Here is a 12,689-nt window from a genome sequence, read left to right on the forward strand (position 1 = left end):
GCAATGTAAGGCTGACCTTTAATAAATCCTGAAATATCAACTTTTTTGAATAGTGAATATTAAAACACATTTAGATGAAAAAAAATATAACGTTTATTCTGATACTGTTCTTGTTTACCATAGCTGTACAGGCACAGGATCAGCTTTATAACGAAATAGCTGATAAGGTAACCCTGATCGTTGCCAGGGATGGTTCAGGTCATTTTGACCAGGTTCAGGCTGCCATAGACTCCATTAAAAAAGCTGCCACTCCGGATGCTGTAATATATGTAAAGAATGGCGTATATGAGGGAAAAATTTCTGTGAGTTCAATAGTTAAAAACCTGACCATCGTTGGTCAGGATGTCGATCATACAATTATTACAGCTCAACCAACCCATGGAGATGGTGGGTTTGGGACTGCATCTGTGAAGATTGCTTCAGAAGACTTTTTGGCTTTAAATCTGACTATCGAAAACAGTTACGGCGTTGGAAACCAGGCGGAAGCCTTGGCTACAGCCACAAAAGACAGGCAACAGTTTGCGCATTGCAGATTTATCGGTTTTCAGGATACCTACTATTCAGGAACGCCTTACCGTAACTATTTTAAAGATTGCCTTATTATAGGAGCAGTGGATTATATTTTTGGAAACAGTACGGTTATTTTTGACAGTTGCCAGATCCATAACCTGAGAGACCGCAGTTGGATAACTGCAGCCAGCACCAGTTCCAGAAGCAGGTTTGGGTATGTCTTTCAGAATTGTTGGGTAACAGCTGAATATGGAGTGAAGAATGTTTACTTCGGACGACCCTGGAAAGACTATCCCAAGGTGATGTTTATGAATTGTTATCTGACCGATTGTATCAGTCCGCTGGGCTGGGATAATACCTGGTATAATCCTGATGATATCGGCAATGTGCAGTTTTATGAATATAATAATTATGGTCCCGGATCTGCTACAGATAACAGGATAAGCTACAGTAAAAGGTTAAACGATGAAGAGGCAAGTGTTTATGTTATGGATACAGTTTTTGGCACAAATAATTATCCGGCTTTAATTAAAACAGAATGGTCGCCGGATGTGGCAGAAGATCCCTTATATATTGCTGTTAAAAAGTATTTTAAATCATTTCTGGATGAAGATGTCACCAAGGCGGATCTTTCAGCACTTAAACTGAATGGTGAGGATGTGCCGGGATTTGATCCTGCAAACGAAGCTATAACGGTGACGTTACCATCAGGAACAACGGAATGGCCTGTACTGGAAGCTGTTCCTGTCTCGTCAGATATGGAAGTGAGGATCATCTATCCGAAGGAGATTCCGGGTGCTGCAACTGTGGTCGTGAGTTCAAAATATAAAGCGACGCACAAAGCTTATACTGTAAATATCCAGAATGATCAGACCATCAGCCTTGAAATACCTTATGACATCAGACCTATTATTTTAAACCAGAATATTTATGATTGCTATGATGCAACTGATGAGATTTCAATCAGTGATGGTTTGTCCGTTTTTCCAAATCCAGCCGAGAGCAGGTTTACTTTAAGTTTTCGGGGATATCCGGATAAGGAGCCTGTATTGATTCAGGTTTATAATTTTATGGGTCAACGGATTTATTCAGAAGCATTAAGTGCGGACCAAATAAGGATGGATAACGTAATTGATTTGTCAGGATTTAGTGCAGGGCAATATATGGTCAATGTACATTCTGAGCATAAAAATTACTCAGGAATAGTTATTTTAAAATAATCCGGTAACAAATAAAAACATTGGAAAATGAAAAGAATGAGTATAATAACATTCCTGTTAACTATGGCTACAATATATTCCGTGGCACAGATAGATGGATATAAAAACAGGGCAGTTAATCAGAATGAGACAGTGATTATAAAACTGGAAGGAACAGAGGGAACTGTTGTTTGGGAAAAATCGAATGATAAAATTACATGGGAGGTTATCAATGGAGTAACAGGTCAACTGGAATTTGTGGCTGATCAAACCACTTATTTCCGTGTAATTTCCACCGTTGATGATTGTTTACCAGATACATCTGAATTAGGAAGTGTTACGGTGTATGGTGAAATGTCGGATGTTGATGGTAATACGTATAAAACGATTCAGATAGGAAATCAGGTATGGATGGCGGAAAATCTGCGTGTAACACATTATCCGTACGGTCAGCCAATATTTAATGGTGTGGCGGATTCTTCATGGGCTTACACTGATTCTCTTGCATTTTGCTGGTATAATAACGATAGTGCTGCATATGCTGTAAGCCATGGCGCTCTTTATAACTGGGGGGCAGCTATGAATGGGAGTTTTACCAGTGCAGAGGTCCCCAGCGGTGTGCAGGGAGTCTGTCCTGATGGCTGGCATTTACCCAGCGACATGGAGTGGCAGATACTGGAACAGTCACTTGGTATGAGCTCCACAGAGACCGTAGAAACCGGATGGAACGGTACGAATGAAGGTTCTAAACTGGCAGGGGAAAGTCATCTTTGGACGAAGGGTGTATTGATCACTGATGAACAGTTTGGTGAATCAGGGTTTAACGGATTGCCATCCGGAGATCGCACCTGGGATGATGAGAGTATTTTTTATGGCGATGGTGTATATGGAACATGGTGGACATCAACCAGTCTGAAAAGTGACAATATTTGGTCCAGATATATTCAGTTCGACCGGATGGAGATACGTCGGGCCGGCACCTGGAAGTGGAACGGGAATAGTGTGCGATGCGTTAAGAATTAATTACTTTTTTACAAATAACGTGAGCCTGAAATTTCTGGCTTTCTTTATTTGTTGTTAACTTTATAAAACAATTTTAATTCGTAGGATTTTGAAACCTGACTTATAACTTTTATATTGTAATCGATTGCATAAATGCAGTTTTTATTTTTACTAACGATAAAATATACATTATGGGAAAAAGACATTTACTTTTTGCATTTACTTTTGCTTTGATATTTAGTACAGGAGTGACAAAGGCTCAGTTGTCCTTTGATGCTAATATTGTTTCCCACTGGTCCTTTGATGACGAAGCGGCAACGGATTCAAAAACAGGGGCAACGGGAGAAATAGTAGGTGATGCTGTGACTTTCACAGATGGAATATCGGGCAAAGCTATTGACTTTAGTAGTTACGTGACAGGTGACATTGCCGGTGTGGTGGTTAAGGATGATGGTTCAAATCTAAATGCGATTAATTTTACAACTGAATCGTTTTCAATTTCATTATGGGCCATTGTTGATCCATCTGCAGCAGAGCAAACGCAGATAATTAAAGGTACGAATGGTCCGGATGCGACAGATTTTGAGGGGAATGCCGTAAATAATGCCAATGGATACAGGTATACAATTCAAACGAAAGAAGGTGAAATTCGATTTGCAATTGATGATAATGATGATTTTGGTGGGAAAACGCAATTAGGTGTTAATATTGCTGATCTTGCAACTCCGTATCCCACAGGAGAATGGGTAAATATAGTAGGTGTAAGAGATCGGGAGTCAGGTAATTTGTATCTATATCTTAATGGAGCACAAATTGGTGAATCGGTTGATGGTACAGGTGATTTGAATATTGCCGGACAGGATTTGGTAATTGGCAATTATGTTACCGGTGCCAATGTAACCATGGGACCTATTGATGAAGTTATGATCATGAATAAAGCGTTATCAGCTGATGAGGTTGCCGAACTATATAATAATTTAGCTACCAGTTTTAATGCTCCTAAACTGTCTGTAGGGGCATTGAAAATTCAACCAACTTTTGTTAATAATACATTATCGATACAGGAAGTTTCTGATTTTAACACCATCGAGATTTACAATTTAACCGGTGCGCTGGTTAAATCAGTCAACAATATTGAAGATAATGTAACTCTTGATGTTAATGAACTGACAACCGGTAAATATATTGTTAAAGGTATTGGTCAGGATAAGGTTACTGTAGGAAGCTTTATTAAGCAGTAAAAAATATTTGTAGTATAAATAAAAGACCCGGGTAAAATTTATCCGGGTTTTTTATTGTGAGGATTTTATAATTATGATCACTTTTTGAGACCATCCCTGACAATTTCGTCTTATTAAGGCTTTTTAGATAAACATTTTATGTTATTCAACATTTAAAACTTATTTTTGCAAAAAATTAATTACAGAAAAATAAAATACAATGGGTAAAATTTCAGACTATGTTAAACCGGGTGTAATTTTCGGTGATGATGTAAACAAAGTATTTGAATTAGCAAAGGCAGGTCAGTTTGCACTTCCTGCAGTTAATGTTGTTGGCTCAAACTCAGTGAATGGAGTTATGGAAGCAGCAAAAAAAGTTAATTCTCCGGTAATTATACAGTTATCAAATGGTGGTGCATCATTTTTTGCTGGTAAAGGTGCATCTGGTGAAGGCCAGGAAGTAGCTATTTTAGGTGGTATTGCTGCTGCTAAATACATCCATACTGTGGCTGAAGCTTATGGTATTCCTGTTATTTTACATACTGACCATGCAGCTAAAAAATTACTTCCCTGGATTGACGGTTTGTTAGATGCCAGTGAGGAAAACTTTAAAGCTACTGGTAAACCACTGTTTTCTTCGCATATGCTTGACCTTTCTGAAGAACCGCTTGAAGAAAATATTGCAATCAGCAAGGAATACCTGAAACGCATGAGCAAAATGGGTATGACCCTTGAAATTGAATTAGGAATTACAGGAGGTGAAGAAGATGGTGTTGATAACTCAAGTGTTGATAACTCCTTACTGTATACACAACCGGAACACGTATATTATGCTTATAAAGAGTTAAGCGAAGTTTCTTCTAATTTTACTATCGCTGCTTCTTTTGGCAATGTTCATGGTGTGTACAAGCCGGGAAATGTGGTATTGAAACCTTCCATCCTTGGAAATTCACAGGAATATATTAAGGAAAAAGATGGATTATCTGTTGACAAGCCAGTTAACTTTGTATTCCATGGAGGTTCGGGATCATCACTCGAAGAGATTCGTGAAGCCATTGGTTATGGTGTAATTAAAATGAATATTGATACTGATACACAGTGGGCATTCTGGGATGGTGTGCGTCAGTTTGAAGCTAAAAACCATGATTATCTGCAGGGACAGATCGGAAACCCTGAAGGTGATGATAAACCAAATAAAAAATATTACGATCCAAGAAAATGGTTACGTGCCGGTGAGGAGACGTTGGTTGCACGTTTAGTGCAGGCATTTAACGATCTTAATAATATTGATACATATTAATCCATAGTATCATTCACAAAAAAAGGCGCTCAATAAGCGCCTTTTTTTATTCGTGAAACAGGGACGTGCTTAGATAGCGTTCTCCTGTGTCGCAAACAATTGCGACAAATGTTTTTCCTTTATTTTCGGGTAAACTTGCTAAAGACAGTGCTGCCCAAACTATAGCTCCTGAAGATATTCCGCAAATGATGCCTTCTTCCCTCATCAGCCTTCTGGCAGTTTCAAATGCGTTATCGTTTGAAACAGGAACAATTTCATCAATAAGTTCCGTTTTACAGTTCCCGGGAATAAATCCGGCACCGATGCCCTGTATTTTATGTGATCCAGGCTCCCCTCCTGATAACACCGGCGAATCTTTTGGTTCAACCGCCACATTTGTAACCGATGGTTTTTTCTCTTTAAGTATTGTGGATACCCCTGAAAATGTTCCACCGGTGCCAACACCGGAAACAAAAAAGTCTACGGTACCATCTGTGTCGTTCCATATCTCAACGGCGGTAGTACGTTTATGAAATTCTATGTTAGCAGGATTTTCAAACTGCATGGGCATGAAGGAGCCATCGATATCTTCCAGCAATTCATTGGCTTTGGCAATGGCACCTTTCATCCCTTCGGTAGCAGGCGTAAGAACAACTCTTGCTCCTAAACCTTCCATGAGCTTTCGACGTTCTATGCTGGCAGATTCAGGCATTACAATGATAACATGGTAACCTTTAACAGCGCTAACCATTGCAAGTCCGATACCTGTATTCCCTGATGAAGGTTCTATAATGGTTCCTTCCGGTTTAAGTACACCCCTTTTTTCTGCATCTTCAATAAGTGCAAGCCCTAGTCTGTCTTTTACTGATCCTCCGGGATTTGCAGATTCCAGCTTAACAAACACGTTGGCATCTATACCTTTTGTGAGTTTATTTAATCTGACAAGTGGTGTATTACCAATCAGATCAATAACACTATTTGCAACTTTCATGCGTATAACTTTATATGTTTTTCAAGAATATCAGCAGGAATTAATTATGGAAACTACTGACAGAGCACCAACTATTTCTCAGATAGTTTTTGTTCCAGCATGCCTGAGTTAGAAAGAATTTCTACCGCTTTCTGAAAAATATCGTCCTGTTCATTCATTACCTGGTAGTATTCACTGATATCAAAAATATCGCGGGCAACCAGAGCTTTAAACTGTGCAGAGATTAGCGGCAGCGAATGTTTAAATTGCTCATCGTTATATTCCAGTTTTGCTTTTTCACCATTCGCAATCAGCTCATCCAGCATATCCTGTGTCACGAAAAATTTAGTATCAAACATGGCAAAGTCAGGATACAGGCTGTTTAATTCCTGTCTGTGTTTGTCAACATAGTTTAAAACCGTTTTGTTCATCACACCTTTGGCTACAAGACTGCGGTGATAATCGGTGATAACAGATGTATCAATAGGAACAAAAACGTCTGGCATAATGCCACCACCTCCATATACTATCCGGTTTAGAACAAGCGTTTTATACTTTAATGAGTCGGGGAAATGTATGCTGTCCTCTGAAAGGAGTTCGCCATTATTATACCGGTTAATGATTTCTTTCCGGTATTCAGCCCGGCCATGATTGTAAGGCTTCTGTATCAACCGTCCGGAAGGGGTATAATATTTTGCGGTGGTCAGGCGCATGGCAGAACCGTCAGGTAGATTAAACTGTCTTTGTACCAACCCTTTCCCAAAGCTTCTGCGACCCACTATCAGTCCCCGGTCCCAATCCTGTATTGCACCGGATAATATTTCGCTGGCAGAGGCAGATGATTCATCTATCAATACCACCAGTTCGCCTTTTTCAAATTTTCCGCCTTTTGTAGCGCGAAAGGTTTGACGTGGACTGTTAAGACCTTCTGTGTAAACAATAAGTTTATTATTTGAAAGGAATTCGTCAGCCAGACCAGTTGCTGCATTCAGATATCCACCTCCATTACCTTGCAGATCAAGAATGAGACTTTTCATTCCATCCTTTTTCAGATCATTAAGGGCGGTTGAAAATTCGTCAAGTGTTGTTCCAGAAAACCGGTTCAGTTTAATATAGCCTATATCGTCATTAACCATGTAAGCAGCGTCAAGACTGTGAAGCGGAATTTTATCACGTACAATGGTAAATTCCAATAACTTCTTCGTTCCATTCCGTTTTATTTTTACCGTGACCTCGGTGCCTTTATCTCCCCTGAGCCTGTCAGTTACATCCTTATTTGTTATTCCGATTCCGGCAACCATATCATCATCAATATAAATGATCCGGTCCCCTGCCAGGATTCCTACTTTTTCGGAAGGTCCCCCGGGAATAGGATTGACAACCATTAAGGTGTCATCCAGAATATTAAACTGAATCCCGATCCCTTCAAAATTTCCCCGCAAAGGTTCATTCATGCGTTTAACCTCTTCTCGGTTCATATAAACCGAATGCGGATCCAGATCCTCGAGCATTGCTTTTATCGCGCCCTCAACAATTTCTTCCTTATCAACAGTATCAACGTAATATGCCCCGATTGTTCTGGCAGCAACGGATAATTTATACAGTTGCACATCTGCCTTCGAACGGATCGAATTCTGTGCTGTGGTTGATAATACAAGTGTTGCAAGGAACACAAAAAGAAATGCTCTACGTATCATAATAACTGATTTTAGAATGGTAAATCGTCGTTTTCCGGAGGAATGTTATCAAGATCCGGTGGAGGAACATCTGCAGGAACAGGTGAATTCTGTGCCATAGCACCTTCGATGCGCCACGCCTCAAGATTTGAGAAATAGTTAACCTGCCCGTTCTTTTCCCATTTCCTTCCACGAATATTGAAGCTCACTTTTATCTTATCGCCGTTGTTGTACTGATCAATAAGGTTGCACTTATCCTGGGTTAACTGAAACTTTATAAAATCATTCCAGTCAGAATTTCGTTCATTTTCTACTTCAATTACAAACTCACGTTTTTTAAATTTATCCGAAATCTGCTGTTCGTTTTCTTTTAAAATAAGATTTCCTTCAATTTCAAAGTTCATAGATATGTTAGTCTTTTTCTACAATAATTATTTTTTCTATTACGTCTCCCTGCCTGATTGAGTCAATTACATCTACTCCTTCAAATACCTTTCCAAAACAGGTATGTTTTCTGTCAAGATGAGCTGTATTTCGTCTACTGTGGCAAATAAAGAATTGTGACCCTCCGGTATTTCTTCCGGCATGGGCCATAGATAAAACACCACGGTCATGAAATTGTTTCTCGCCATCAAGTTCACAATCAATTTTATAACCGGGTCCGCCTGTTCCCACTCTAGGATCACTCATGTCTTTTGAAAAAGGACATCCGCCCTGAATCACAAAATCAGGGATTACACGATGAAATGCCAGTCCGTCGTAAAAACCGTCTTCTGAAAGTTTTACGAAATTTTCTACTGTGTTTGGGGCGTCATCTTCGTAAAGTTCGGCCACCATTACGCCTTTTGATGTATGAAATTCTGCTGTTAACATAAGTTCTATAATAAAAATGTACCCGGTTGCGGGAGCAACCGGGATACAATAAAAGAAAATTTTTACAAAAACGGTTTAAAACCGTTTGTTAATATTATTTTTTAATATCAATTAACTCCATTTCAAAGATCAAAGCTGAATTACCTGGAATTGATTGATTGCCTCTTGCACCGTATGCAAGATCAGGATGAATGTATACCTTCCATTTTGAACCGACAGGCATTAGCTGTAGAATTTCAGTCCATCCTTTAATTACGCCCTTAACGCCAAAAGTTGCTGGCTGACCACGTTTGATTGAACTGTCGAATTCTGTTCCGTCTATTAATGTTCCGACATAATCCACATCTACCTGATCATCTGCTGTTGGTTTTGGTCCGTCACCTTCTTTGAGGATTTCGTACTGAAGTTTTCCATCCATTAAAGAAGTTACTCCGGGACGTTTAGCGTTTTCAGCTAAAAAGTCTTCCGCTTTCACAAGGTTTTCCTCAGCTTGTTTTTTCTGAGCCGCCATAAAGTAATTGTTAATAAAGCCCTGGATGTCTTCTACGTCTATTTTACTGTCATTCCCTTTGACACCTTCAACAAATCCTGCTGCAACCAAATCAAGGTTTACACTATCGCCAGGTACAGTGGAACGGTTTTTATAAAGGCCGCTTCCATAATTATAACCAATCAGATAGAATGTACTGTCTGCTTGAGTTTTCATAGGAACATTGTTGTAAGATTGATTGCTGGAGCACGATGCTATTGTAATGGCTACCAATACAACGACGAATAAATTTTTTAATTTCATGAGTTTTCTATAATAATTAAACAATTTCTAATAATTCCACTTCAAATACCAGCGCAGTATCGGGACCGATCATTTGTCCGGCTCCCTGGTTGCCGTAAGCAAGTTCAGAAGGGATGAAAAGTTTCCATTTACTTCCTTCTGTCATCAACTGTAATGCTTCTACCCAGCCTTTAATAACCTGATTCACTCCAAAGGTGGCAGGCGCTCCTCTCTGAACAGAGCTGTCAAATACAGTACCGTCGATTAATGTACCATGATAATGGCATTTCACACTGTCAGTAGCCGATGGTTTATTTCCTTCTCCATCCGTTAAAACTTCATATTGTAGACCGCTGGGTAATACGGTTACTTCTTCACGTTTTGCATTTTCATTCAGAAAATCATCACCGGCTTTTTTATTTATTTCACTGGCTTTATTCTGAACCGATTCAAAAAAATCATTTAAAACCTGACGTGCTTCCTCACTTGAAATTTCTGGCATTTTTCCTTCCATTGCGTCGCGCAAGCCTTTGTTGAATTTTTCAAAATCCATTTCTTTAACACCACTTCCCAAAAGACTACCTGCAACACTAAGTCCTAATGCGTAACTTAATTTCTCCATTTTACTTTTCTAAAAATTAAGCAGCGAAGATAGCGGTTTTAGATGAGCAAAAAAAATAAAAGTTTGAGTATTAAAATTTATTAGAATTAAGCGTTTTAGGCTGTTAAAATTTGTGGAATCTCAAAGGAAAAAGTGGTTCCTTTTTTCTCTGCTGAAGTAAATCCGATTTTGCCTTTCAGGTACCTTTCACCCAATAATTTCATACTGTATGTACCTACACCTCTTCCTGAACCTTTCGTGGAAAATGAACGCTGAAAAATCTGACTTTGTGCTTTTTCGGGGATAACAGTACCGTTGTGAACCTCAATCATAAAATTGTTCCGTTTTTTGTAGATATTCAAAGTAATTTTATCCCCATCCTGACTCGCTTCCAAAGCATTTTTTAGCATGTTGAGCATGACGCGGTTAAATATAACCTTGTCTGTAATTATGCCTTCATCGTCAAATGGGGGAGTGAAAATTATATCTTTTCCTTTGGCAACATCATGATGACTGATCTTTTCAATTGAATCGGCCAGTAGTTCATGCATGACAAATGGCTCAGGATTTACGGATAATTCATTATTCTCAGCTTTTACAAGCTCCTGTTGTGATACAATCTCTTCAAGTAGTGAACTGCTGATTCTTTTGGCTGATTGAATGAACTTTTTACGGTTAAAATCGTCCATCTCTTCCAGGGTTTCCATGATGCCTTCAAGGCTGCCGGCAAGATTGATGATGTCATGAAAGAAGGTACGTTCCAGTAATTCTTTTCTCTTTTTATCTGTGATATCTTTGGCGGAAATAACAATCAACTCCGATCCGTCAATATCTAAAGCAGATGCGCTGATCTCGAGATCAAGTTGTTCTTCAACACCATTCTTTTTTGTCGTGATCCTTGTCTCTTTGACGGCTGGTAGTTTTGTAACCGCTACATCTAGAATAACAGACAGGAGGTTGCAGTATTTACAATATAAAGACGTTCCACATCCGTCAGGCCCTTCAGTATGATGTATGCAGGAAAGAGCTTCTCCTGGTTTAATACCTTTGCTTAAAGTCTCCTCAGGGATATTCAGGTCATTCAGAAAACTTTCATTTGCATAAACTATCTCCCTGTTTTCGTTTAATATGAAAACAACGTACGATAACGAATTTAGCAGGTCCTTAATTTTATTAATGTTTTCTAACGTAATATTTTGCGATAAAAAAGCATTCACGGAGTTGTATTTTGCAGGAGCAAATGTCATATACTAACTATTAATTAGTACAAAATTAACTGAAAATTATCATAATTCAAAATTAATTAACATAAAATTAACAGAATTAAACTTAATTTTATCTGAATTTGCTTTACTGAATCGATTTAGGAACACTGAAAGAAAAGGTTGTTCCGTTTTCCTGAGTTGATATAAAACTTACAGAGCCCTTTAAATATCTTTCTCCAAGTAGCTTCATGCTATAGGTTCCAATTCCTCTGCCTGATCCTTTTGTGGAAAAAGAACGTTGAAATACCTGTTGTTGAATATGTATAGGCATGAATTTTTTATTGTTAACAGTAACGTTAAATTTATTATTGCTTTTGGAAAGATTTATCCGTATAGTTTCGTTAGAATTGCTTGCCTCAAGGGCATTTTTTATCATGTTAATCAGAACCCGGTTAAACAAAACTTTATCAGTAATTATAAACTGGTCCGGCAATGTTGGCTTATATGTAATAATTTTTTCATCAGCAACATGATGATGGCCAATATTTTCAATAGCTTCCTGAATAAGGGTATTAATTTTTTCATTTTCAGGATTAACTTTCAGCTCATTGTGTTCTGCCTTTGAAATTTCAGATTGAGCTGAAATCTCATCGATTAAAGTATTACTAATGCGCTTCGCTATTACAAGCAAGCGATCTTTTTCTTGACAATTCATTTCTTCCATCAATTCCATTATCCCGTCAAGACTGCCTGCCATATTAATGATATCATGAAAGAATGTGCGTTCCAGTATTTCTTTTCTCTTTTTATCTGTAATGTCCTGAGCTGAAAAAATTGTATAATCATGTCCGGCAAATCTGAACGGAATTGCTGTAATTTCCAGGTCAAGTTGTTCCTCTATACCATTATTGTTAACAATAACTCTTGCTTCTCTTGTATTCGGGACATTTGCTGCGTGCGTGTCTAAGATTGAATTTATAACACTACAGTAACGACAATATTTTGATGAGCCACAACCCGCCGGACCTTGATTTACATGAATACAGGCAAAGATTTCTCCCGGAGTGCCATCAACAATTTTTTGGTTATTGATAACCTTAAACTTCGACAGAAGTTTTTCATTTGAAAAGACAATTTCCTTTTTTTCGTTAAGAATAAAAATTATATAGGATAAATTGCTTAAAAGATCTTTAAGGTTTTCAAAGTTTTCCAGTGAGTTCCTTTCGTTAAGGAAATCTTTGATGGGATCATTTTTTCCAGGACTAAAATGTATTGCCATAAAAAATAATTAAATGAAATTTACAATAATAAATGCCTGGTGTTTATTGGTTAAGGTGAAACACTAACACAACATACGTTTAATCCAGGTTGATTGGATTGGG

Annotated in this window: 12 protein-coding genes; 4 read left to right on the forward strand and 8 right to left on the reverse strand. The window is 38.3% G+C overall.

From position 1 onward, the window contains the following. Positions 1-74 precede the first annotated feature (74 nt). The 4 genes from ACE01N_RS03190 (at position 75) to fbaA (ending at position 5,231) form a co-directional block, all read left to right on the forward strand. Positions 75-1,730, forward strand: coding sequence for a pectinesterase family protein (locus ACE01N_RS03190; protein WP_380584737.1), 1,656 nt, complete (start codon positions 75-77; stop codon positions 1,728-1,730). 27 nt (positions 1,731-1,757) lie between these two features. Further along, positions 1,758-2,732, forward strand: coding sequence for a fibrobacter succinogenes major paralogous domain-containing protein (locus tag ACE01N_RS03195; RefSeq protein ID WP_380584739.1), 975 nt, complete (start codon positions 1,758-1,760; stop codon positions 2,730-2,732). Positions 2,733-2,902: 170 nt separating this feature from the next. Next, positions 2,903-3,952, forward strand: coding sequence for a LamG-like jellyroll fold domain-containing protein (locus ACE01N_RS03200; protein WP_380584741.1), 1,050 nt, complete (start codon positions 2,903-2,905; stop codon positions 3,950-3,952). A 199-nt stretch (positions 3,953-4,151) separates the two neighbouring features. Beyond that, positions 4,152-5,231 (forward strand): class II fructose-bisphosphate aldolase, encoded by a 1,080-nt coding sequence (gene fbaA, locus ACE01N_RS03205; RefSeq protein WP_380584743.1) that lies wholly within the window; start codon positions 4,152-4,154, stop codon positions 5,229-5,231. Positions 5,232-5,277: 46 nt separating this feature from the next. Here the strand turns inward: fbaA and cysK are convergent, their stop codons facing one another. From cysK to ACE01N_RS03245, 8 genes are all read right to left on the reverse strand, one after another. Next, positions 5,278-6,201, reverse strand: a complete 924-nt coding sequence (gene cysK, locus ACE01N_RS03210) for a cysteine synthase A (RefSeq protein WP_380584745.1) — start codon at positions 6,199-6,201, stop codon at positions 5,278-5,280. A gap of 71 nt (positions 6,202-6,272) precedes the next feature. Next, positions 6,273-7,877, reverse strand: coding sequence for a S41 family peptidase (locus tag ACE01N_RS03215; RefSeq protein ID WP_380584747.1), 1,605 nt, complete (start codon positions 7,875-7,877; stop codon positions 6,273-6,275). Positions 7,878-7,888: 11 nt separating this feature from the next. Then, entirely contained in the window at positions 7,889-8,260 is a 372-nt protein-coding gene (locus tag ACE01N_RS03220) for a DUF3127 domain-containing protein (protein WP_380584749.1), read from the reverse strand. A gap of 7 nt (positions 8,261-8,267) precedes the next feature. Further along, positions 8,268-8,729, reverse strand: coding sequence for a peptidylprolyl isomerase (locus ACE01N_RS03225; protein WP_375727551.1), 462 nt, complete (start codon positions 8,727-8,729; stop codon positions 8,268-8,270). A gap of 94 nt (positions 8,730-8,823) precedes the next feature. Continuing rightward, on the reverse strand, positions 8,824-9,435 hold the full coding sequence (locus tag ACE01N_RS03230) for a BamJ family beta-barrel-assembly machinery protein (protein ID WP_380584752.1): 612 nt from the start codon (positions 9,433-9,435) through the stop codon (positions 8,824-8,826). Between the two features lie 103 nt (positions 9,436-9,538). Then, positions 9,539-10,123: a BamJ family beta-barrel-assembly machinery protein gene (locus ACE01N_RS03235; protein ID WP_380584754.1), complete on the reverse strand. Its 585-nt coding sequence runs from the start codon at positions 10,121-10,123 to the stop codon at positions 9,539-9,541. Between the two features lie 95 nt (positions 10,124-10,218). After that, positions 10,219-11,349 (reverse strand): sensor histidine kinase, encoded by a 1,131-nt coding sequence (locus ACE01N_RS03240; RefSeq protein WP_380584756.1) that lies wholly within the window; start codon positions 11,347-11,349, stop codon positions 10,219-10,221. A gap of 103 nt (positions 11,350-11,452) precedes the next feature. Then, positions 11,453-12,586, reverse strand: a complete 1,134-nt coding sequence (locus ACE01N_RS03245; protein WP_380584758.1) for a sensor histidine kinase — start codon at positions 12,584-12,586, stop codon at positions 11,453-11,455. Positions 12,587-12,689 lie beyond the last annotated feature (103 nt).

Source organism: Quyinboa ferrireducens (genome assembly GCF_042436675.1).
Lineage (GTDB): Bacteria > Bacteroidota > Bacteroidia > Bacteroidales > UBA5342 > JBHJHP01.

Coding starts and splice junctions, on each gene's coding strand:
- ACE01N_RS03190 (WP_380584737.1), top strand. CDS start 75: ATGAAAAAAAATATAACGTTTATTCTGATACTGTTCTTGTTTACCATA.
- ACE01N_RS03195 (WP_380584739.1), top strand. CDS start 1,758: ATGAAAAGAATGAGTATAATAACATTCCTGTTAACTATGGCTACAATA.
- ACE01N_RS03200 (WP_380584741.1), top strand. CDS start 2,903: ATGGGAAAAAGACATTTACTTTTTGCATTTACTTTTGCTTTGATATTT.
- fbaA (WP_380584743.1), top strand. CDS start 4,152: ATGGGTAAAATTTCAGACTATGTTAAACCGGGTGTAATTTTCGGTGAT.
- cysK (WP_380584745.1), bottom strand. CDS start 6,201: ATGAAAGTTGCAAATAGTGTTATTGATCTGATTGGTAATACACCACTT.
- ACE01N_RS03215 (WP_380584747.1), bottom strand. CDS start 7,877: ATGATACGTAGAGCATTTCTTTTTGTGTTCCTTGCAACACTTGTATTA.
- ACE01N_RS03220 (WP_380584749.1), bottom strand. CDS start 8,260: ATGAACTTTGAAATTGAAGGAAATCTTATTTTAAAAGAAAACGAACAG.
- ACE01N_RS03225 (WP_375727551.1), bottom strand. CDS start 8,729: ATGTTAACAGCAGAATTTCATACATCAAAAGGCGTAATGGTGGCCGAA.
- ACE01N_RS03230 (WP_380584752.1), bottom strand. CDS start 9,435: ATGAAAACTCAAGCAGACAGTACATTCTATCTGATTGGTTATAATTAT.
- ACE01N_RS03235 (WP_380584754.1), bottom strand. CDS start 10,123: ATGGAGAAATTAAGTTACGCATTAGGACTTAGTGTTGCAGGTAGTCTT.
- ACE01N_RS03240 (WP_380584756.1), bottom strand. CDS start 11,349: ATGACATTTGCTCCTGCAAAATACAACTCCGTGAATGCTTTTTTATCG.
- ACE01N_RS03245 (WP_380584758.1), bottom strand. CDS start 12,586: ATGGCAATACATTTTAGTCCTGGAAAAAATGATCCCATCAAAGATTTC.